The organism is Frankia sp. AiPs1, assembly GCF_023716945.1.
Lineage (GTDB): Bacteria > Actinomycetota > Actinomycetes > Frankiales > Frankiaceae > Frankia.
This window is the reverse complement of the sequence record NZ_JAMQQF010000059.1, coordinates 1-20,556: the sequence shown is the minus strand read 5'-3', so window position 1 is coordinate 20,556 and position 20,556 is coordinate 1. Positions and strand designations below refer to the sequence as shown.

The window sequence follows — 20,556 nt, the reverse complement described above, 5'->3', positions numbered from 1 at the left end:
CCCCCCCCCCCCCCCCCCCACCCCCCCCCCCCCCCCCCCCCCCCCCCCCCCCCCCCCCCCCCCCCCCCCCCCCCCCCGGCCGGCCGGTCGTCTGGTCGCCGGCCCGCCGTTGCCCGGTCGTCTCCGGGCCGGGCGGACCGTACGGACCGGTCGTGGCGACCGCTCTCGGGATGCTGGTCCACTCGGCGATCACCTCGTCGGTGTGCTCCCCGAGCAGCGGCGCGGGCCGGCGGTGGACGAAGGCGGGTTCGTCGGCGATGACCCGCGTAGGGCCCGGGCAGCCGGCGACGACGGGTGCCGTCACCGACCTCAACCCAGAAGCCGCGTTCGCGCCGCGTCGGCGCCCGCGTGCAGGAAGGCCTGCGGCACCGAGATCCGCACTGGCGGGCGGTCGCCGTCACGGTGGGGTTCCAGCGGTCCCCCGGCGGCCCAGACGGTCAGGTCGGACGCCGGATAGCCGGCCTTCGGGCCCGAGCTGCCGAAGGCGGTGACCGAGACGTAGACCAGCTCCGGGTTCACCTGGCGCAGCTCCTCCCAGCCCAGCCCACGCGCGCCGAGGTAGCCAGGGTCGGCGGACTCCAGCAGGAAGTCGGCCGCAGCCGTCAGGTCGCGCACCCGCCGCTCCTGGCCCTCGGCGCAGTCCAGGTCCACCGCCACACCACGCCGGTTGGCCGCCAACGCGTCGAACAGCAGCGAGCCTGCGCCGCCGCCGGGCAGCGGCGGCACCCGGCGGGCTCTGCCGCCGGCGGGTTCGACGAGGACGACGTCGGCGCCCAGGTCCGCGAGTAACCGCCCCGCGATCAGACCCCGGTCGTCGGTGAGGTCCAGCACCCGGTACCCGTCGAGCATGCCCCTGTGGTCTCCTCTGTCAGAACGACCGGGTCAGGGGCGCGTCTGTGCCGCCGCAGCGGGTGCGCACGCGGCGCGTCCCGCCGAACGGCGGCCGAGAGCCAAACTATTACTGGCGAAAGTGTCGGCAACCGGTCCACCGGACCACGCCCGTCGCGATCGAGGGAGGTGTTCCGATGACCGACGGTGGGACGCGGGGCAGACCGGGGCGCCGCCGCAACGAGCTGGCCGACCAGCGAATCCTGGACGCAGTCCTGTCCGTCTTCACGACAGACGGCTGGCGTGGGTTCTCTCTCGACTCCGTGGCCCGCGTCGCCGACATCGGCAAGGGCACCATCTACCTGCGGTTCCCCACGCGCGAGGCACTGATCCACAGCATGATCGACAAGGCCGGGTTCACCTTCGACGAAGACCCGGCGGCCGATCTTCGGTCCGAGCTCCACCGGCTGGCCACCGCTTACGCCCGGTGGCTCGACGGCCCACACGGCCCGTGGGGCGTCCGGCTTTTCGTCGAATCACGGCTCAACCCCGACTTCGCCGCGATCGCCAGGACCCACAGCATCCAGTCGATCAAGGCGGCGCACCAGATCGTGAGTCGGGCCAAGCTACGGCAGCAGCTTCCCCCGAACTGCTCGGCCGCCGTCGTGCTGGACTCCGTGCTGGGCGGAGTCATCCACCACCCGATGTCCTCTCCGGTGCCGCCCGGCACCCTCTACCGCAGTCCAGCCGGCGTCCAGTTCCTGGCGACGCTGGTCGACAGCGCGATCTCGGGCGCCCTGGCGCGGGGTACCGACCGGCGAGAACACCTCCCGACGCCGGACGGTCACCACTCCCGGTCGCCAGACGAGGAGACCTGACGCCGGAGCACGTCGGGCTTCGTGCCCACACCGCGGCCTCACCGAGGCCGCCCAGCGCTTTTCAGTCGCCCGCCACTGCTGCCACCCGGGAACCACCGGCCCATCGATCAGCAGGAAGCGCATCGGATACCGACTATCCCGGGTCTGAAGCCAGTGCGTTGCGCTGGCTTCTGACCGGCAGCTCCGGCATGAGGCCGCGGCCGCCGTCCGGGTACAGCCGGATCACGGCGGACCGCCCGGAGATGACATCGCGCGATAGATGGCGGGCCATGTGCTGATGCTGACGCCAGATCCGCTCGGCGCGGTCCGGCTCGCCGGCTTCGAGCGCGTCGGCAAGCTGGGAGTACCAGACCAGCGATGAGTCGATGACGGCTCGGGTCACGCTGGGATCGGCGTCGGCCAGGGTGCGCTCGTAGGCATCGGTCAGAAAGTCCCGCAGCATGCCGGCCACCATCTGCAGGGTGATGTTCCCCGAAGCCTCGATGAGGGCGAGGTGGAAGCGGGCGGCCGGGCGCGCGAACGCGACGAGCGTGGTGCACGCCGCGGCCTCACTGATGCAGTCGCGCATGACGGCGAGGTCCGCCTCTGTGCGGTGGGTGGCGGCGAGCCGCGCCGCCCCCGGCTCGATGACGGTCTGCGCCTCCATCAGATCGAACAGCGGGGTGTTGCGGGTGGCAAGGTAGTGGCCGGCCCGTCGGGCGAGTGGGGCCGCGGTGACCTGCGTGACCACGGGCCCCCCTCCCGGCCCCTTGCGGATCTCGATGAGCCCGTCCGACTCGAGCAGGCGCAGGACCTCCCGCATGGTGGGCCGGGCGATGCCGAAGTGCTCCATCAGCGCGGTCTCGATCGGCAGGCTGTCCCCGGGGCGCAGCCGCCCGTGCGCGATCATCGCCCGGATCTCGTCCGCCACGGCCTCGGACGCCTTCGGGCTGCGCGGACGTGGCGCGCTGGCAGTGGACACGGGGACTCCTTCGGTGGGGCTGCCCGCGGCGGGTCCGACGCCCTGAGAGCCGCTTGGGCACCAGCGGAACACGGCTACCACACAGGACTTGCCAGCGGCATGACCTCCCGAAACAATACGCTAGCGGTTCTGAGTCCAGGGCACGACCTCAGTGGCACCACTTGCGCCGGACCAGCGAAGGGGGTCCTCCCCATCCCGCATGCTGCTGGCCGCGCCCGCGCGCGGGCGGGCAGTATAGCTAGCGGTATTTGACCTCAGCTCGACCGGGCAGCGGCCGGTGGATGCCGTCCTAACGAGGAGAAACTCTGGTGCCAGCTCCGCCGTTCGCCAGGATCTCGGCGCCCGCCGACGACACGCTGCGAGTGCCGAAGACCGCCGAACTGGTGGCTCGCCAGCTGCGCCGGATGATCGCTTCCGGCGGGTTGCGCGACGGCGACCTCCTGCCGGCTTCAGCCGAACTGGAGGGGCGCTTCGGCGTCGCCCGCACATCACTGCGTGAGGCGTTTCGGATCCTCGAAGCGGAGTCCCTGCTGACGGTCCACCGCGGCTGCGCCGGCGCGCGGGTTCAGCTGCCGGGTCCGGCCGCGGTCGCCCGGCCGGCCGGGCTGTTGCTGCAGCAGGCGGGCACGACACTCGCCGAGGTTCTCACCGCCCGTCTGGGCCTCGAGCCGCTCGCCGCCGGACTGCTCACCCGCCGCGGCCGGGACGAGCCGGTGCAGGCGCTCGCGCACATGGTCGACGCGATGCGGGCGGATCTCGCCGCCGATCGCACCCTTGCCGCCGCCAGCTCGGCGTTCCACCGCAGCGTCGTCGCAGGCGCCGGCAATCCGGCGTTCGATGTCCTGGCGGGGATGCTGCACGAGATCATCCTGCGGCACGTGGCCAACGCCCGCCTTACCGACCGACTCGACCCGGCCGAGCGCCAGCATCAGCGCGAGCTGGCCGTCCATTCCTGCGACCAGCTCATCGTCCTGATTCGCGCCGGCGATGCCGACCGGGTCGAGCGGTTCTGGCGGCGGCGACTCGCGACCGCGAACGCCGCCCTGCTGCGGCTCGGGCCGCCGGCGGCGAAGCTCGACGTGGTGGACTAGGTGGGGGTCAGCCGGCGAACAGCTCGGTCGCGTCGTAGATCTTATAGTCGGTCCCGGCGATCCCCTTCAGCGGCGAGATGAGCGACTTGGCGGTGCAGATCGCCTTGAAGGCCGGGATGGCCTTGCCGTCACAGGTGAACGTGATGCCGTGGCCGGCGGGCAGCGGCACGTTCTTCGCCGCGCTCAACGCCGTGCTCATCGATGCCGGGGTGATCTCGCCGGTGATGCCGGCAACGGCCCGGACGAGTCCGAGGACGCTCTGGTAGCCGGTGACCGCGTAGCCGTCGGGCGCCGTCTGCGGCCGGTACTTCGCCATGACCGTCCGGTACAGCCTGGCCTCGGGATCCTCGGAGTTGATGTCGGACTGGGTGAGCAGCTGGGCGCCGTCGAGCGCGTCGGGGTCGGCATCGAGGAGAGACTTCGCCGCGCAGGGCTGAATGACCAGCCTCGGCTGGGTCGCGCCCACGGCCTGGAACGCCTTGAGCACAGCGGTGCAGTGGGTGACCTCGCCGATCACGCCCAACGCACCGGGGTCCTTGCCCATCGCGGCGGTCACCTGCGAGGTGACGTCGGGGGTGCCCGGCGGGATCGCGACAATGTCGAGCCCCACCCCGGCCTTGGCGAACGCCGGGACCCCGAGCGCCCGCGCCCCCGCGGTGGCAGCCGGGACGTCGATGACGAACAGGGCCACCTTCTTGATGCCGTGCGCCTTCGCGTACTCGGCCATCGCGCCGAGACCGGAGGGCAGGCCGCCTCCCCAGGAGTAGGAACCCTGGCTGGTGTACTCGGCAGCGCTGTTTCCGGACGGGGTGATGTACGGGATGCCGGCGCCGGTGATGACCGGAACGATCGTGTCCCCGAGGCCGGTCGTCCCGAGGGCCACCGCGGCGACCTTGTCCTCGACCATCTTGTTTGCGCAGGCCCGGGCGGCGGCCGGATCCTCCGTCTCCTTGCAGACCACCAGCTCGACCGGCCGGCCGGCGATCCCGCCGAGGTAGTCGTTGGCGTAGGCGAGCGCCGCCTCGGCGCCGCCGCGGACCTCCGGCGTCGAGATCGCGCTGCCGCCCTCCGACGAGATGAAACCGATGCGGACCGGGGATCCGGTCGCCTTCTTCCCCGGCGGCAGGGTCGCCGTCGACTGCGCGGCGGCGGTCTGCGTCCCCCCGCCGCCCCCGCTGCCGTCCCCGCCGCTGCCACAGGCCGTCAGCAGGCCCGACCCGGCCAGGACGAGGCCTAATGCGGCGCCGACCGCCGTGGCTCGTCGCGCCCTCGACCGCATGCGGCCCCAACCACTGATCATCACTACGACACCCTTCCGATCGTCTGCGGCGAAAGCGCGCCGCCGGAAGTCCCCTCTCGCTCCGGGAGAGACGACCCGGTACCGACGAGCGGTACACCGCCACCAGTAGCGCTAACTGATCCTCAGGCCAGTGCGCGAGGTTTGTAAACTTAGTGAGACAGCAGCCCGCGAGCAAGGGTGAGCCGGGAGCACGCACCACCGGACGCCGATCCCCACCCTGCCACCACCGCCGCAAGCCCTGTTCGCACTGGTACGACACACTTCTCTGCGCTACCCTCGTCGGCCGGAGATGACCCGACCCGCCGGCCGACGGGCTCGCCGAAGATGGGAGGAGTGCCGGCGATCCCGGATCGAGCAATATAACGCTTGTCACATCCGGCGCCGCCAGCCAGAATGTGGCTAGCGTTACCCGTGCCACCAGATCGGCAAGATCAGCTCTGCGCACCCGGCGAGCGGGGGCGTCCGGTCGTTCCCGCTGCCACCGGCTCGGGCTCCGACCCGCCTCCACCACGTCCTCTCCCCGGACGACCGCGCGACGCCCCGTCGGTCGACCCGCATGCTCCCCGTGCCTCACCGAACCGGAGGATGAACGATGCCTCTCCAGCCGCACATGAAGCTGATCTCCGTGGACGATCACATCATCGAGCCACCGGATCTGTGGACCAGTCGGCTGCCGACCGCCCACCTCGACGCCGGCCCTCGGGTGATCGAGGTCGACGGCGCGGTCACGACCGAGATCGGCGCCGCCGCCACGGCAGCCGGAACACAGATGTGGACCTTCGAGGGGCAGCCGTTCCCGAACATCGCGCTGAACGCGGTCGCGGGCAAGTCCCACGAGGAGTTCGGGCTTGAGCCCGTGCGGTTCGACCAGATCCGTCCCGGCTGCTACGACCCGGCCGAACGGGTCAAGGACATGGACATCGACGGCGTCCAGGCCCAGCTCGGATTCCCGACCTTCCCCGGGTTCGCCGGGCGGGTCTTTGCCACCGCCAAGGACAAGGAGCTCGCGCTGCTCTGCGTGCGGGCCTACAACGACTTCATCCTCGACGAATGGTGCGGCCCGCACCCCGACCGGCTCATCCCGATGGTCATCCTCCCGCTCTGGGATGCCGAGCTGGCCGCCGCCGAACTACGGCGCACCGCAGAACGGGGCGCGAAGGCCGTCGCCTTCCCGGAGAACCCCGCCGGCCTGGACCTGCCGTCGTTCCACAGCGGCGGCTGGGATCCGCTGCTCGCCGTGGCCGAGGAGGCCGGCACGCCGCTGTGCATGCACTTCGGCACCTCGACGCGGATGCCGTTCGTCGCGGCGGACGCGCCGTTCCCGGTCACCATCGCGCTGATGGGCACCAACTCGATCAACACGCTCTCCGAGTTGCTGTTCTCCCCGATCTTCCACGCCTTCCCCCGGCTGAAGGTCACCCTGGCCGAGGGCGGTGTCGGCTGGATCCCGTGGTTCCTGGAGCGCATCGACCTGACCTGGGAGCGCCACCGCTTCTACAACGACGTCAACAAGGAGGTGCGGCCCTCCGCGCTGTTCCGCCGCAACGTGTGGGGCTGCTTCATCGACGACACCCCCGGCCTGCTGCTGCGCGATGTGATCGGCGTCGACCGCATCACCTGGGAGGGCGACTACCCCCACAGCGACTCCTCCTGGCCGCACTCGCGCAAACGGGCCGGCGAGGCGTTCGTCGACGTGCCCGACGCCGACGTGCACCGCATCGTCGAACTCAACGCCCGGGAACTGCTCTCGTTCGACGCCGATCTGCATGGCTGAAATGCGCACGCCGCTGCCGCACTCGCTCGGCGCCCCTCGAGCCACCCCATCCCCGATGAGAGATGTGATCTTATGACCGTCAGCGACGATCAGGCAGCGGTCGCCGCGGGCGGCGCCCTGCTAACGGCCGGTCCCGGCGAAGACCGACGAGCCGTGGGCGCAGGTCCATCGACCGCCTGGTCGCCTGCGACGGTGACTTCGAGCTGATCTCCATGCGCTCAGCCAGAACGACCGTTACGAAATCGAGGCTGTCTGTCCCTCGTTCGCCATCTCCGTCTCGGCCGGCGACGCCGAACCCCCACTGACGCTTCAGGAGTACCGATCCATGGGAAAGCTGGACGGCAAGGTCGCGTTCATCACCGGAGTGGCCCGCGGACAGGGTCGCTCCCACGCGCTGGCACTCGCGGAGGAGGGCGCGGACATCATCGGCGTGGACATCTGCGCCCAGGTGGACACCGTCAACTACCCGATGTCGACTCCGGACGATCTCGCCGAGACCGTGAAGCTGGTCGAGGACCGCGGCCGTCGCATCATCGCCCGCCTGGGCGACGTCCGAGACCTGGTCCTGCTGCGCGACGTCGTCGCCGAGGGCGTGGCGGACCTCGGCCGGCTCGACATCGTGCTGGCCAACGCCGGCATCATGACGCACGGTCTGGACCCGGCCGACCGGTCGGTGCAGGCCTGGGACGACGGGATCGGCGTCATTCTCACCGGCACCTGGAACACGTTGCAGGCCACCGTGCCGGCGCTGGTCGAGGGCGGACGCGGCGGGTCAATCGTCATCACCAGCTCGTCGGCGGGCATCAAGGCCGGCTGGACCGACACCCACGGCGGGTTCGACAGCTACATCGCGGCGAAGTTCGCGGTGGTCGGGCTCATGCGGGCCTACGCCGGGCGCCTCGCGGAGCACAGCATCCGGGTCAACACGGTGCACCCGACCGGCGTGGCGACGCCGATGGTGGTCAACGAGTTCTTCTCCGCCTACATGCAGCGCTACCCGCACATCGCCGGCCGTTCCCAGAACGCGCTGCCCGTGCCGGTCATCGAACCGATCGACATCAGCCGGGCGGTGCTCTACCTGGTCTCGGACGACGGCCGCTACGTCACCGGCACCACCCACGTCGTGGACGCCGGCATGACCAGCGTCGCGAGCTGAAGGGGACGGGGGCATGCCAGAGGAGCGGGGCACCCCCACGGCGGCTGCAGCGCCGACACCGTCGCCTTCGGCCACCTGCGGGCCGCCGGCGATGTCGGGCCGGTTCGTCGAGGGCATGCGCCCCTACCTGCGCAAGGACGTCGCGGCGGTCGAGGAGATGTTGACCGCGATGGGCCTGGACGCCAACGCCCTCGCCGACCTGGTGCACAGCGGACCGGTACCGCTGCTGCCCGCCGCCGGCGAGGGGTGAGCCGCGCTCCCGTTCACCGTCACCGCGGAGCCTCGTGTCCCCCGCGGCCGCAGACACCATTCCCGTCCCGTCACGGCAAGGTTCGGAGATCATCCATGGGGCAACGCCTGCGGGGGAAGGGCGCGCTCGTCACCCGCGCAGCCGCCCCGAAAGGTCAAGGCCGCGCGAAGCGGTCCGGCTCGCCGAGGAGGGCGCGGACATCATCGGGATCGACGCCTGCGCCGACATCCCGACCATCGACTATCCGATGCCCACCCCCGACGACCTCGCCGAGACCGCCCGGCTCGTCGAGTTCACCGGGCGGCGCGCGGTCACCGCGCAGGTCGACATCCGGGACCGGGACGGCCTGGCGAAGGCCCTCGCCGCGGGCGTGGCGGAACTCGGCCGGCTCGACATCGTCGTCGCCAACGCGGGCGTCGTCTCCTACGGCCGGCTGTGGGAAATCACCGAGGAACAGTTCCGCACCATGGTCGAGGTACACCTGGTCGGCACCTGGAACACCCTCACCGCCGTCGTCCCGCTGCTCATCGAGCAGGGCACCGGGGGTTCCATCATCGTGACCAGCTCCGTCGCCGGGCTGCGCGGCCTGCCGTTCCTCAGCCACTACGCCGCCACCAAGCACGGCGTCACCGGCATCGCGAAGAGCCTCGCCAACGAGCTCGGCGAGTACGGCATCCGTGTCAACACCGTGCACCCGCACGGTGTTGACACCGGGATGTCGGCGGACCAGACCATGTTCGGCCTGCTCGACGCGCATCCCGGGCTCACCCCGATCTTCATGGGCGCGTTGCCGGAACCGACGGCGACCGCGGCGGACGTCGCCGCGACCGTGGCCTTCCTGGCCTCCGACGACGCGCGTTTCATCACCGGATCCCAGCTGCGCGTCGATCTCGGGACGCTCAACCGCTGACGTCGGGCCGGGTCATCGCACACGTGAAGACAGACATGCACTGACGAAGCCCGGTCGCGACCGCGCCGGGCGCGGGAAAGGGATCCGCCCATGCTTGCGAACTCCCAGCTTCTGCTCGTCGACGGCGAGCTTGTCACGGCGTCCGACGGCGCCGTGTACAGCAACATCAACCCGGCGACCGAGGAGGTGATCGGGGCCGCGCCGGCGGCGACGCGCGACGATGCGGTCGCCGCGATCGCCGCGGCGCGCCACGCGTTCGACCTGAGCTCCTGGTCGCAGGATGCGGATCTGCGGCGCGAGAGCCTGCAGGCGTTCGCCGACGGGCTACGCAAGATCTCCGAGGATCTCCGGACGGTCATCGTCGCCGAGTCCGGGTCGCCGGTGGCGTTGACCCGCTCGATCCAGCTCGACGGCCCGCTGGACTACCTGCAGTACTACATCGACCTCATCGCGGCCGACGAGGTCGAACACCCGCTGCCCGCCAAGGAGATCTTCGGGGTTCCCTCCCGGCGGATCATTCGCCGGGAGCCGATCGGCGTGGTCGCCGCGATCACGCCGTGGAACTATCCCTTCTACCTGAACATCGCCAAGATCGGTGCCGCGCTCGCCGCCGGGTGCACGGTCGTGCTCAAGCCCGCTCCCGAAACTCCCTGGTCGGCGACGTTGATCGGCGCCGTGGCGGCCGAGACCCTGCCACCCGGCGTGCTGAACGTCATCACCACCCCGGACAACAGCGTCGCGGAGATCCTCACGACGCACCCGGACGTGGACGCGGTGACGTTCACCGGCTCGACCGCGACCGGGCGGCTGGTGATGGCGAACGCCGCCGGCACCGTCAAGCGGGTCCTGCTGGAACTCGGCGGGAAGTCCGCGGCCGTGCTGCTCGACGACGCCGACTTCGCCGCCGCGATCCCCGGAGTCGTCGGGGGCACCTGCGGCCACGCCGGCCAGGGCTGCGCCCTGCTGACCCGCCTGCTGGTCCCGCGTCACCGCCTCGCCGAGGCCGTCGGCCTCGCCGAGGCCACCATCGCGGCCATCCCCTACGGCGACCCGACCGACCCGGTGAACATCATGGGCCCGCTCGTCAGCGCCCGCCAACGCGACCGCGTCCTCGGCTACTTCGACCTCGCCCGGGAAGAGGGCCGGGTCGTCGCCGGCGGCGGGCGGGCCGAACAGTTCGACCGGGGCTACTACGTCCAGCCCACCCTCGTCGCCGACGTCGCCCCCGACGCGCGGATCGCCCAGGAGGAGATCTTCGGACCGGCCGTCGTCGTCATCGGCTTCGACGACGACGCCGACGCGATCCGCATCGCCAACGGCACGATCTACGGACTGTCCGGCGCCGTGTTCGGCTCACCGGACCGCGCGCTGGGCGTCGCCCGCACGCTGCGGACCGGGACCGTCGCCGTGAACGGCGCCGGCTGGTTCGACGTCGAATCCCCCTTCGGCGGCTACCGCCAGAGCGGCAACGGCCGCGAATGGGGTGCGGACAGCCTCCGCGAGTTCCAGGAAACCAAGACCATCAGCCACCCCTGAAGCTCGGGCCGCCCCGAGCTTTCGGCCGCGCTCACCGGCGATCGCCGTCTCCCCATCAGGGCGATCGCCGTCTGTCGATAGAAAGGCACCAGGAAGTGCATCAGCCCATGCAGGGTGTTCGCGTCCTCGAGGTCGCGCAGTTCACCTTCGTTCCCGCCGCCGGCGCCGTTCTCGCCGACTGGGGAGCCGACGTCATCAAGGTGGAACACGCCGAGAAGGGCGACGCCCAGCGCGGGCTCGTGCGACTTCTCGGCCTTGATGTGGCGAGCAAGGGAATCTCCTTCTTCCCGATCATGGAGGGGCCGAACCGGGGCAAGCGCAGCATCGGCCTCGCTCTCGACAAGCCCGAGAGCCGGGACGTCCTGGCCGAGCTGATCCGTCGCAGCGACGTGTTCCTGACGAACTACCTGCCCGCCACCCGCGCGCACCTCGGCATCGAGCTCGACGACGTCCGCAGGATCAACCCCGACATCATCTACGTGCGGGGCAGCGGGTTCGGCCAGAAAGGTGACGAGCGGGACAAGGGCGGCTACGACTCCACAGCCTTCTGGGCCCGCGGCGGCAGCGGCGCCGCGGTCACCCCACCCGGCGCCGACCGCCTCGCGGACATGCCGGCCGGCGCCTACGGGGACTCCATCGGCGGCATGACGATCGCCGGCGGCATCGCCGCCGCCCTGTTCGCCCGCGCCACCACCGGCGAGACCTCCGTCGTCGACGTCTCGCTGCTCGGCGTCGGCGCCTGGTCGATGCAGTTCGGCGTCAACCTCGCCCTGCTCGCCGGCGCGCCGCTGCCCCCGCCGCCGCGGCCACGACACGGCTCCGCCACCAACCCGCTCGTCGGCACCTACGCCACCGCCGACGAGCGCTGGCTCATGCTCACGATGCTGCAGCCCGGCCGATACTGGCCCGAGTTCTGCGAGATCGTGGGACGCCCCGAGCTCGCCACCGACCCCCGGTTCGACACCACCGAGAAGATCATGGCGAACGCGGCCGAGGCGGCCGACATCGTCGCCGAGATCCTGCGTGCACGTCCCTACCCCGCGTGGATCGAGGCCTTCCGGTCGATGCGCGGCCAGTGGGCGGCGGTGCAGAACACCTACGAAGTCGGCCAGGACCCGAGCCTGCGCGCGAACGGGCTCATCGCCCCGGTGACCGACGCCGACGGGGTCGAGCGCGAACTCGTCGCCAACCCCGTGCAGTTCGACGAGACCGCGGCGCACATCACCCGGGCGCCCCAGTTCGCCGAACACACCGACGAGATCCTGCGGGACCTCGGACTCACCGACGACGAACTCATCACCCTCAAGATCGCCGGCGCCATCACCTGAAACAAGGCTGGCCCAGGCCGACCCGGCCTGGGCCAGCCCTCGACACCTCGACAGCGAGGAGCTGCGATGACCACGACGACTCCGCCGGAGCCGCTCACCTCGGCGTCCGTCGGTCCGCCGCCGCCCTTCGACCCGGAACTGGCGGCGACGCTGCAGCTCCTGGGCAAACAGATGTCGCCGACGGTGACCGCGGAGCTGATCCCCGTCATCCGCACGGCGGCGGGAGCGACCCGGGTCTCCGACGAGGATCTACGCCGGGGCGGCGCGTACGACGTGCGGGAGCTGTCCGTGCCGGGCCCGCCCGGCGCACCGCCGATCAGCCTGCTCGTGTGCCGGCCGACGGCGGCCGGAGCGGGCACGCCGGCGATCTACTACGCGCACGACGGCGGAATGATCCTCGGCGACAACCGGCTCAAGTCGCCTCCCGCACCATCCACATCCTTGGAGTCACCGCTCACCCGGACGGCCCGTGGACCACCCGACAAGCTCGGAATCTCCTCATGGACCTCGGCGACCGGATGGCCGACTTCCAGTTCCTGGTCCGCGACCGGGCCGGGCGGTGCACCGCCTCGTTCGACACGGTCCTCCCCGACGCCGGCATCACCACCCGCAAGATCCCACCCCGGGCTCCGCGGGTGAACGCCTACGCCGAACGGTTCGTCCGAATCGTCCGGGCCGAGGTCGCCGACCGGATGCTGATCGCCGGTGAACGGCACCTGCGCACCGTCCTGGCAAAGAAATTCACACCCAAGAAAAAAGGCTACCCTAGGTATCTTTTTGATTATTTAGAGTGTCCGAGGACGGACACACGTCGACGCATCCACCGATCATGATCGATCGGCAGCTCGGTCAGGGCGGACATCGCCGAGGCAACAGTGCCGCGCAGGGCGCCTCGGCAGTATCACCGTCGCTTTTCAGGGCAGTTTGGAATGATCGCCAAGTCGGTGCCAGGTGCGGTTGTGGTAGACGAGGGGCTCAGCCGACCCGGCGTCCGCTGATGGATCACCGACCGGTGGGGCGCCGGTCTCGACTGCCTGCACGACGACGAGCGTCGAGGTGCCTGCGGCCATGCGGTTGACGATCCGGCCGCGTATCCATGCGTGGGCGCGGGGGAAGTACGGCTCGCCGGTGCGCATCCGTCGCCACAGCGAGGTGTCCGCGAAGCGGTCGATGCCGCTGGTGGCTCCGAGCTTCGCGATCTCCAGTTGACCTGCGCCGAGCAGGTGCACGACGACGGTGTCGGCGCACAGGATGCTCGGCGCCGCCGAGGACTGGGCGGAGATGGAAAACACCAACAGCGGTGGCTCGACGCTGACCGAGAACACCGAGGTCGCGGTCATGGCCACCGGCCCGTCCCCCGGGTCGGCCGTGATGACGGCAACCCCGGCGGGGTGGTTGCGAAAGGCCGACTTGAACTCTTCGGCGCTCACGGACGGTTCGGCGAACGATTGTGCTACCAGCGGCCGCCAGCTCGGCGCCTGATCATCGAGCGCTTGATCATCAAGCTCGCCCGCAGCGTCCGCTGAGGTCGAGGTATCGGTTGCCCAGGCGTGCATCGGCTTGGTCATCTCCTCTGTCGACTGGTATCGATCCCAGCAGGTGATGTGCCACACACCATGTCGCGGAACGCGACAGGTGGCCGGGGATGGCGCTGCCCACGATCTGTGAGCAGCCGGGCGGACGGCCCGCACCCAGTTCGGAGGAGACTCACGTGGACTACATACCGCTCGAGTTCGGGGCCTTCCTCGCGCCGTGGCACAAGGTCGATACCGACGCTCACCTCGCTATCCGCCAGGACATGGTGCTGGCCGTGGCGATGGATCGTCTCGGCTTCTCGGAGTTCTGGATCGGTGAGCATCCCTCGGGTGGATTCGATATTGTCGCAGACCCGACGGTCTTTCTCGCCGCCGTCTCGCAGCGCACGTCGCAGATCAGGTTGGGCCTCGGCGTGGTGTCGCCGCCCTACCACAATCCTTTCGTTCCGGCCGACTGCCTGGTTCTGCTCGATCACATCACGCGCGGCAGGATGATGTCCGGTGCCAGGCCCGGTCAGCTGCTCGATGACGCGCGTTCCATCGGTATCGACCGCTCAAGAATCGGCGCAAGATGGAGCAGGCGCTCGACGTCATCACCCGGCTGCTCGACGGTGAAACCCTGACCGAGAAGACCTTTCCAGAAACGTTCCCTGCTCCGGTAGAGAAAGCGCACCCGGTCGTCAAGCTTCACCGTCATCCCTTACCCATGCCCGCAGGCCGTTACCTACGTCGGTTGTGACGGCGGTAACTGCATGATGCGAAGCTACTGACATGGTGTTAATAGAGCGCCGGGACCGTCCCCGGCCATGGGGGCCCCGAGGCTACGTGGTGGGGCTCTCCGCGCCGGTGCCGTTCCCCGCGGCCGGGAGGAATACGGTCGCCGTGCCCGCGATGGCACGCCGGCCTCCGACGACGTCGGCCCACACATCACAGCCGGCCAGGACGCCGCCCTCGGTCGGCTCGACCGAGGTGACCGTCCCCCCGACCGCGACATCGTCCCCAGCGACGACGTTGCCGCGGAAGGAGCAGGTGATCCTTCGGACGGCGGAACGTGCCCCCGCCCACTCGATCAGATGGTTCATGATGTACGCCATGGTGGCGCCGCCCTGGTTGACCGCCCGATCCCCCAGCCCCGCCCGTGCGACCGCGTCGAGATCGAAGTGGATGGGGTTCGAGTCGCGCAGGATCAATGCGACCAGACGGATGTCGTCGTCCCGAACGTTCGTGGTGATCCTGGTCGGCAGCTCCTGCCCGACCTCGGCGGCGGCGGTTCCGGTCACGTCGCGACTCCTCGCTTGAACAGATATCTGCTGGTCACCTCGCCGGCCCGGGCGGAGCCCGGCAGCGCGGCGATCTCGACGATCACCTCGATGTGGTCGAGGCGCGAGCCGTCACCCGTGGTCCGGCTGCCCACGTCGCCGATCCGGGCCTGGGTGACGTACCGTCCACCCACCCGCAGCGGCTCGTCCTGAACGACCTCGCAGCTGCCGAACAGCAACGTGTCACCCGGCAGTTGACCGGCCAGCTCACACAACTGATCAACCGAGATACCCATGCCCCGCAACGACGCGATGACGAACCAGGCGGGGTGAGCGACGCCGGGATCGGAATCCGTCGCCCGCAGCGCAGCGTCGCCGATGGCCGCCTCGTACGACTCGATCACGATCTCCCCCGCCGGTAACCGGAGGTCGGATAATGCCTTGCGCATCGTCTCGACACCGATCGTCACCTCGCCGCTCCTCCCACGGTCGTTCCGCAAGCCCAGTAGACCGCAAGCTCAGTAGTCTGCAAGCTCAGTAGTGTGCAAGCTCAGAAGACGGTGTATCCACCGTCGACGACGACTTCGTTCCCGGTGTGGTATGTGAGTGTCGGATCGGCCAGGAAGGCCGCGACCTCATGGAATTCGTTCGGTTGCGCCCACCGTCGCGCCGGCGTGCGCGCCGTGGTGGCGCGCAGGAATGCCTCGTCCTCGCGCAGGTGGGTGTTCATGTCGGTAACGACCCAGCCCGGCACGAGGATGTTGACGCGGACGCGGTGGCGGGCCAGCTCCACCGCGAGCGTGCGCCCCAGCCCGACCAGCCCGCTCTTGCTCGTCGTGTAGGCGGCCTGGCCCGCGCCGCCGTAGCGGGAGATGGTCGAGGAGACGACCACCATCGCACCGCCCTCGCCCCGCTCGATGAAGTGTCGGGCCGCGGCGCGGGTGCACAGGAAGGTTCCGTCGAGGTTGGTGCGCAGCACCCGGTGCCAGTCGTCGAGCGAGGTCTCGGCGTAGGGCGCAGCCGCCGCGATCCCCGCATTGGCGATCATGCAGTCGACGGCTCCGTACCTGCTCGTCGTCTCCGCCATGGCCTTGTCGACGGAAGCCTCGTCGCTCGTGTCGCAGGCGACGGCGCTCGCCCGCACGCCGGCCTCGGCCAGGGCCGCGACGGCCTTCTCGTTGCGGGTGGCCGTGCGCGACCAGATGACCACCTGTGCCCCGGCGCGCCCGACGCCCTCGGCCATCCCGAGACCGAGACCATTGTTACCACCGGTGACGACGACCGTTCGTCCAGTCAGGTCGGTCATCAGTACGACCTCGGCAGTCCGAGAGTGTGCTGGGCGATGTGGTTGAGCACCATCTGGGTGGACACGGGAGCGATCTGCTGGAGCCGCACGATCCCCCACAGGTCGGCCAGGCCATACTCGTCGGCCAGCCCGTTGCCGCCGTGCATCTGGATGGCCGTGTCGAGCGCCTTGAGCCCGGCCCGCGAGGCCAGGAACTTGGCCATGTTCGCCTCCTCGCCGGCCGGCCGGCCGGCGTCGAACAGCGCGGCCGCGCGCCACACCATGCCCCGGGCGGCCTCGAGCTCGATGGCCGCCTCGGCGAGGGGATGCTGCACCCCCTGGTGGGCCGCGATCGGGACGCCCCACACCTGCCGCTGCGTGGTGTAGGCGACGGCGCGGTCGAGGGCGTAGCGGGCGACGCCGGTGCAGATGACCGCACTGAGCACACGCTCTGGATTGAGGCCGTCGAACAGTGGACGCAGCCCGTGCCCCACCTCACCGACGACGGCGTCGGCCGGCAGCCGCACCCCGTCGAAGAAGAGGGTGAACTGACGCTCAGGAGCCTGCAGCGCGGTCGGGATCGGCTGACGCTCGAGCCCCGCGATGTTCGGGTCGTCGACGATGAACAGGGTCAGCTGGGCGCGACCGGTCGCCTCGTTCCTGCCGGTGCGGGCGACGAGCAGGAAGTGGTCGCAGTGATCGATGCCGGAGATGTAGTACTTGGTTCCGCGGATCACCCACTCGTCGCCGTCCAGCTGCGCCGAGGTGGTCACGTTGTGCGAGTTCGACCCGGCATCCGGCTCGGTGAGCGCGAAGACGAACTTCTCCGCCCCGCTGGTGATGCCGGGCAGGTACCGCGCCTTCTGCTCAGCGCTGCCGTGCAGCGGCAGGATCGAGCCCGCGATCCCCTGCGACAGCACCATCGCGAGCTCGGGGCAGCCGCCGGCGGACAGTTCCTCCAGGACGATCGCCAGCTCGGTGAGACCGGCGCCCCCACCGCCGTACTCCTCCGGGATGTTCAGGCCCAGGAAGCCGCTCTCGCCGAGCAGCTCCCACAGCTCCCGCATCGGCTCGCCGCTGCGCGAGCGCTCCATGTAGTAGCTGTGCCCGAACCGGCCGACAATGTCCCTGACCGTCGAGCGCAGGACGCGCTCCTCCTCGGTCGGCTCGAGTGGCAGGACGGCCGTCCGGTCCACCCGACCTGCAGACGTGATCGTCATGCCAGGCTCCTTCTCGTTCGCGGACGGCACCACTGGATCAACGAGGATCGATGAGGACGAGATCGATGAAGACACGTCCGACGAAGGCGATGCAGCCGTAGGCGATGCAGCCGTAGGCGATGCATCAGTCGGCCACGGGCGGCAGGTCCACGAGCGCCCCCACCCTGCGGCGGTGCCACCCGGCGGTCCCATGTGCCAGCGCGTCCGCTCGGGCTCTCTTGAGGTACAGGTGGGCAGGGTGCTCCCAGGTGAAACCGATGCCGCCGTGCAGCTGTACGCATTCCTCGGCTGCCTGCTGGGCGACGGCGGAGCACACCGCCTGCGCGAGGGACGCCGCGACCGGAAGGTCCTCGTCGTCGACGGCCGCGCACGCGGCGGCGTAGCGGGCGACCGCACGCGCCTGGGCGATAGCCGTCCACAGATCTGCCAGGCGGTGCTTGAGCGCCTGGTAGGACCCGATCAGGCGACCGAACTGGCGGCGCTGGCCGACGTACTCGACTGTCATTTCCAGGCATCGCTGCGCCAGGCCGAGTTGCTCGGAGGCCAGCAGGGCCGCGCTGACGGCCGCAGCCCGCGCCAGCGCCGCGGGCACCGCGTCCCCCTCGGCCAGCATCGTGGCGGCGACACCATCGCCGAAATCGAGGTCGGCGACCCGGCGGGTCATGTCGAGCGCAGGCACCGGCTCGATCCGCACATCGGCAGCGGCGACTCGAACGACGGCCCCGGCGACCGGTACGAGCAGGACGTCCGCCTCGGCGGCACCGGCAACCGCGGGAACGTGGCCGCGGATCCGGCCCACCGCAAAGCGCGGCGGGTCGGAGACCGGGTGGTCGAGCGGCTGGGTGAACGGGACCGCCACCGCTGCGACGGCGCCGGTCGCGAGCTCGGCGAGCAGCTCGCGGGCGCCGAGGGCCTCGGCCAGCGCGGTGGCCGTCACGGCGCTGGTCAGATAGGGGACGTCGCTGACCGCCCGACCCAGCTCCTCAAGGACGACCGCGACCTCACGCCAGGAGGCACCCGCGCCACCCACGTCCTCGCCGAGGGCGAGCCCGGCCAGCCCCAGGTCGTCGGTGAGCAGGGTCCACAGCTTGCGGTCGCCCGCGACGTCGCCATCGGTACGTTCCAGCACTCGGGCCCACGGGCTGTGGCTCTCCAGCATGGAGCGGACCGCCGCCCGCAGGTCGTCCTCGACGTCTGTGTACAGCAGCGAGGGGACGTCACTCATCGCGGCAGGTCCTTCCACGGGGTGTCACGGTCCGGGCGGTTCTCGGCCGGCAGGCCGAGCACGCGCTCGGCGATGATGTTGCGCATGACCTCGGAGGTGCCGCCCTCGATCGAGTTGGCGCGCGTCCGCAGATACCAGAAGCCCGGTACGCGGTCCGGCGGCGTTGTGAAGTCGGGGCGGCGCATCGACCAGTCGTCATAGCGCAGCGCGTCGGAGCCCGCCAGGTCGAGGTGCAGGGACGAGGCCGCCTGGGCGAGCCGGGCGAAGGCCAGCTTGAGACCCGATCCCTCCGGCCCGGGCGCGCCGACCTCCAGCTGCTGGCCCAGCCTGGCGCTGGTCAACCGCAGCGCTTCCGCGTCGACCCAGAGCCGCAGCAGCTCGTCGTAGGCGGACGCGTCCCGGCGCTGCGGGTGCTCCCGCCACTCACGTGCCACCGGCCCGATCGCGCCCTCCTCCCGGGGGGCCACCGCACCGCCGATCGCGACACGCTCGTTCATCAGCGTCGTCTGGGTGACGCGCCAGCCTTCGCCGACCGCACCAAGCCGGTTCGCGTCCGGGACACGGACGTCGTCGAGGTACACCTCGTTGAACTCCGCCTCGCCCGTCAGTTGCCGCAGGGGGCGCACGTCGACCCCGGGGGTCGCCATGTCGCACACGAAGTAGGTCAGACCGCGGTGTTTGGGCTGGTCCCGGTCGGTGCGCACAAGCAGCAGGGCCCACGTGGAGTCGTGGGCGAGCGAGGTCCAGACCTTCTGCCCGTTCACGACCCAGTCGTCGCCGTCGCGCCGCGCGGTGGCGGCGACGGCGGCCAGATCGGAGCCGGCGCCCGGCTCGCTGAACAGCTGGCACCAGATCTCCTCGCCGGTCCACAGCGGGCGCATCCACCGCTGCTGCTGCTGTGGCGTGGCGTAGCGCAGCAGGGTCGGCGCGGCCATACCGAGGCCGATCACGTTGCCCTGCGGCCGGTTGTCCGGTGCTCCCGCGGCGGCGAGGGCCGCGTCGACGACCGGCTGCAGGGACGGGTCGAGCCCGAGCCCGCCCAGGCCTTCGGGGAAGTACACCCAGGCCAGGCCGGCGTCGAAACGCGCTCGCAGGAAAGCCAGCCGGTCGGTGCTGGCGGGCGGATGGGCGGCGAGAAGCTCGTCCACCCTCGTGGCCACAGTCGTGGGGGACGCAGCGGTGGGGGACACGGACATGGCCCGACTGTCGCACCGAGCCCGCCTGCCCCGATGTCTCGATCTGCGCCACGGTCACCCGCCGCCGCAGCGCTGTCCCGCGATGGGACACCCGGCCGCGCCCGGCCGGACCTACTGTGACGACGTCTCGAGCCCTGAGGAAGTGAGATGCCCCCACGCCCCCCGCGGCCGGTTCGACGGATGGCACCGGTCCATGTCGTCGGCCTCGCCGCTACCCCGTTCCTGCCCGAGCAGGACGCCATGCTCGACGAGCTCGTCTTCGACGTGACGTACGCGGCCCTGCGTGAATGCGGCCTGCGCAAGCAGGACCTCGGCCTGTCGGTCATGGCATCGCTGGACGTTCTCGACGGCCGCAGCATCTCCAGCGGCCTTTACACCGCGGCGGCCGGCGGCTACCTGAAGGACTCGTTCCGGGTCGAGGGCGACTCCGGTCTCGCGGTGATAGCCGCGGCCGAGGCGGTCGCCGCGGGTGACGTCGAGGTCGCGGTGGCGGTCGGCGTGTACAACCCCGAGGTCCGGTCCGCCGACCGGGAAACCCGGCGGTCGTTTCTCGCGCAGGTGTCCAACCTGGGCTTTGAACCGCACTTCGACCGCCCGGTCGGCCTGACCGCCGACATCGTCTACGCCCTCCACGCCGCGCACACGCTCGAATCCGGCGGCGAGGACCTCGACGCGTTCGCCCGGCTGGCCGCCGAGGAGATCACCCGCGGCAGCGAGCGGCCGCGCTCCGCCCGGACCGCGCCCGTCACGGCCGGGGAGGTGCTGGCGTCGGAGCAGGTGGCCGCGCCGCTGCGGGAGCTCATGCTGCCCGCGCACTCGACCGG

18 protein-coding genes and 4 pseudogenes are annotated in these 20,556 nt (G+C 70.7%); 11 read left to right on the top strand and 11 right to left on the bottom strand.

What is annotated here, in order from left to right; translation table 11 throughout:
- Together ND748_RS09035 and ND748_RS09030 are read right to left on the bottom strand one after the other, a co-directional pair.
- Nucleotides 1-304, bottom strand: a pseudogene (locus tag ND748_RS09035) (hypothetical protein); the annotation flags it as partial.
- Between the two features lie 5 nt (nt 305-309).
- On the bottom strand, nt 310-849 hold the full coding sequence (locus ND748_RS09030; RefSeq protein ID WP_251745217.1) for a CoA transferase: 540 nt from the start codon (nt 847-849) through the stop codon (nt 310-312).
- Between the two features lie 176 nt (nt 850-1,025).
- On the opposite strand from ND748_RS09030, the gene ND748_RS09025 reads away from it, so the two are divergent.
- Complete coding sequence (locus tag ND748_RS09025; RefSeq protein ID WP_251745216.1) at nt 1,026-1,706, top strand: TetR/AcrR family transcriptional regulator; 681 nt, start codon at nt 1,026-1,028, stop codon at nt 1,704-1,706.
- A gap of 133 nt (nt 1,707-1,839) precedes the next feature.
- On the opposite strand, the gene ND748_RS34570 is transcribed toward ND748_RS09025, so the two are convergent.
- Entirely contained in the window at nt 1,840-2,667 is an 828-nt protein-coding gene (locus ND748_RS34570) for an FCD domain-containing protein (RefSeq protein ID WP_251745215.1), read from the bottom strand.
- Nucleotides 2,668-2,975: 308 nt separating this feature from the next.
- Here ND748_RS34570 and ND748_RS09015 point away from each other — a divergent pair, with 308 nt between their 5' ends.
- Complete coding sequence (locus tag ND748_RS09015) at nt 2,976-3,758, top strand: FCD domain-containing protein (protein WP_251745214.1); 783 nt, start codon at nt 2,976-2,978, stop codon at nt 3,756-3,758.
- 7 nt (nt 3,759-3,765) lie between these two features.
- Here ND748_RS09015 and ND748_RS09010 read toward each other — a convergent pair whose 3' ends face one another.
- Nucleotides 3,766-5,037, bottom strand: coding sequence for an ABC transporter substrate-binding protein (locus tag ND748_RS09010; protein ID WP_251745213.1), 1,272 nt, complete (start codon nt 5,035-5,037; stop codon nt 3,766-3,768).
- A 613-nt stretch (nt 5,038-5,650) separates the two neighbouring features.
- Between ND748_RS09010 and ND748_RS09005 the strand changes: the two genes are divergently transcribed.
- From ND748_RS09005 to ND748_RS08975, 7 genes and pseudogenes are all read left to right on the top strand, one after another.
- Nucleotides 5,651-6,832, top strand: coding sequence for an amidohydrolase family protein (locus ND748_RS09005; protein WP_251745212.1), 1,182 nt, complete (start codon nt 5,651-5,653; stop codon nt 6,830-6,832).
- Between the two features lie 325 nt (nt 6,833-7,157).
- Nucleotides 7,158-7,988 carry a mycofactocin-coupled SDR family oxidoreductase gene (locus ND748_RS09000; protein WP_251745211.1) on the top strand — a complete coding sequence of 277 codons (831 nt, stop codon included), beginning with the start codon at nt 7,158-7,160 and terminating at the stop codon, nt 7,986-7,988.
- A 13-nt stretch (nt 7,989-8,001) separates the two neighbouring features.
- Complete coding sequence (locus ND748_RS08995) at nt 8,002-8,238, top strand: hypothetical protein (RefSeq protein ID WP_251745210.1); 237 nt, start codon at nt 8,002-8,004, stop codon at nt 8,236-8,238.
- Between the two features lie 95 nt (nt 8,239-8,333).
- A pseudogene (locus ND748_RS08990) lies at nt 8,334-9,148 on the top strand (mycofactocin-coupled SDR family oxidoreductase).
- A 90-nt stretch (nt 9,149-9,238) separates the two neighbouring features.
- Nucleotides 9,239-10,684, top strand: a complete 1,446-nt coding sequence (locus ND748_RS08985) for an aldehyde dehydrogenase family protein (protein ID WP_251745208.1) — start codon at nt 9,239-9,241, stop codon at nt 10,682-10,684.
- A 107-nt stretch (nt 10,685-10,791) separates the two neighbouring features.
- Nucleotides 10,792-12,012 carry a CaiB/BaiF CoA-transferase family protein gene (locus tag ND748_RS08980; RefSeq protein WP_251745207.1) on the top strand — a complete coding sequence of 407 codons (1,221 nt, stop codon included), beginning with the start codon at nt 10,792-10,794 and terminating at the stop codon, nt 12,010-12,012.
- 413 nt (nt 12,013-12,425) lie between these two features.
- Nucleotides 12,426-12,749: pseudogene (locus ND748_RS08975) on the top strand (transposase); the annotation flags it as partial.
- Between the two features lie 177 nt (nt 12,750-12,926).
- Here the strand turns inward: ND748_RS08975 and ND748_RS08970 are convergent.
- Nucleotides 12,927-13,580 carry a flavin reductase family protein gene (locus tag ND748_RS08970; protein ID WP_251745206.1) on the bottom strand — a complete coding sequence of 218 codons (654 nt, stop codon included), beginning with the start codon at nt 13,578-13,580 and terminating at the stop codon, nt 12,927-12,929.
- Between the two features lie 143 nt (nt 13,581-13,723).
- Between ND748_RS08970 and ND748_RS08965 the strand changes: the two genes are divergently transcribed.
- Nucleotides 13,724-14,170, top strand: a complete 447-nt coding sequence (locus ND748_RS08965) for an LLM class flavin-dependent oxidoreductase (protein WP_251745205.1) — start codon at nt 13,724-13,726, stop codon at nt 14,168-14,170.
- A 198-nt stretch (nt 14,171-14,368) separates the two neighbouring features.
- On the opposite strand, the gene ND748_RS08960 is transcribed toward ND748_RS08965, so the two are convergent.
- The 6 genes from ND748_RS08960 to ND748_RS08935 all read right to left on the bottom strand — a co-directional run bounded on the left by ND748_RS08960 (nt 14,369) and on the right by ND748_RS08935 (nt 19,732).
- Nucleotides 14,369-14,827 (bottom strand): MaoC family dehydratase, encoded by a 459-nt coding sequence (locus tag ND748_RS08960; protein ID WP_251745204.1) that lies wholly within the window; start codon nt 14,825-14,827, stop codon nt 14,369-14,371.
- Nucleotides 14,824-15,276, bottom strand: a complete 453-nt coding sequence (locus ND748_RS08955; protein ID WP_251745203.1) for a hypothetical protein — start codon at nt 15,274-15,276, stop codon at nt 14,824-14,826. Before ND748_RS08955 ends, ND748_RS08960 begins: the two co-directional genes overlap by 4 nt.
- Before the next feature lie 80 nt (nt 15,277-15,356).
- Nucleotides 15,357-16,112, bottom strand: a complete 756-nt coding sequence (locus tag ND748_RS08950) for an SDR family NAD(P)-dependent oxidoreductase (RefSeq protein WP_251745202.1) — start codon at nt 16,110-16,112, stop codon at nt 15,357-15,359.
- Nucleotides 16,112-17,311, bottom strand: a complete 1,200-nt coding sequence (locus ND748_RS08945; RefSeq protein ID WP_251745201.1) for an acyl-CoA dehydrogenase family protein — start codon at nt 17,309-17,311, stop codon at nt 16,112-16,114. Before ND748_RS08945 ends, ND748_RS08950 begins: the two co-directional genes overlap by 1 nt.
- 124 nt (nt 17,312-17,435) lie before the next feature.
- Nucleotides 17,436-18,536, bottom strand: a complete 1,101-nt coding sequence (locus ND748_RS08940; protein WP_251745200.1) for an acyl-CoA dehydrogenase family protein — start codon at nt 18,534-18,536, stop codon at nt 17,436-17,438.
- Entirely contained in the window at nt 18,533-19,732 is a 1,200-nt protein-coding gene (locus ND748_RS08935) for an acyl-CoA dehydrogenase family protein (protein WP_285901822.1), read from the bottom strand. Before ND748_RS08935 ends, ND748_RS08940 begins: the two co-directional genes overlap by 4 nt.
- A gap of 180 nt (nt 19,733-19,912) precedes the next feature.
- On the opposite strand from ND748_RS08935, the pseudogene ND748_RS08930 reads away from it, so the two are divergent.
- Nucleotides 19,913-20,556, top strand: a pseudogene (locus ND748_RS08930) (hypothetical protein); the annotation flags it as partial.

Coding starts and splice junctions, on each gene's coding strand:
- ND748_RS09025 (WP_251745216.1), top strand. CDS start 1,026: ATGACCGACGGTGGGACGCGGGGCAGACCGGGGCGCCGCCGCAACGAG.
- ND748_RS08935 (WP_285901822.1), bottom strand. CDS start 19,732: ATGTCCGTGTCCCCCACCGCTGCGTCCCCCACGACTGTGGCCACGAGG.
- ND748_RS08970 (WP_251745206.1), bottom strand. CDS start 13,580: ATGACCAAGCCGATGCACGCCTGGGCAACCGATACCTCGACCTCAGCG.
- ND748_RS08985 (WP_251745208.1), top strand. CDS start 9,239: ATGCTTGCGAACTCCCAGCTTCTGCTCGTCGACGGCGAGCTTGTCACG.
- ND748_RS09030 (WP_251745217.1), bottom strand. CDS start 849: ATGCTCGACGGGTACCGGGTGCTGGACCTCACCGACGACCGGGGTCTG.
- ND748_RS09005 (WP_251745212.1), top strand. CDS start 5,651: ATGCCTCTCCAGCCGCACATGAAGCTGATCTCCGTGGACGATCACATC.
- ND748_RS09010 (WP_251745213.1), bottom strand. CDS start 5,037: ATGCGGTCGAGGGCGCGACGAGCCACGGCGGTCGGCGCCGCATTAGGC.
- ND748_RS08950 (WP_251745202.1), bottom strand. CDS start 16,112: ATGACCGACCTGACTGGACGAACGGTCGTCGTCACCGGTGGTAACAAT.
- ND748_RS08945 (WP_251745201.1), bottom strand. CDS start 17,311: ATGACGATCACGTCTGCAGGTCGGGTGGACCGGACGGCCGTCCTGCCA.
- ND748_RS08940 (WP_251745200.1), bottom strand. CDS start 18,536: ATGAGTGACGTCCCCTCGCTGCTGTACACAGACGTCGAGGACGACCTG.
- ND748_RS08980 (WP_251745207.1), top strand. CDS start 10,792: ATGCAGGGTGTTCGCGTCCTCGAGGTCGCGCAGTTCACCTTCGTTCCC.
- ND748_RS08995 (WP_251745210.1), top strand. CDS start 8,002: ATGCCAGAGGAGCGGGGCACCCCCACGGCGGCTGCAGCGCCGACACCG.
- ND748_RS09000 (WP_251745211.1), top strand. CDS start 7,158: ATGGGAAAGCTGGACGGCAAGGTCGCGTTCATCACCGGAGTGGCCCGC.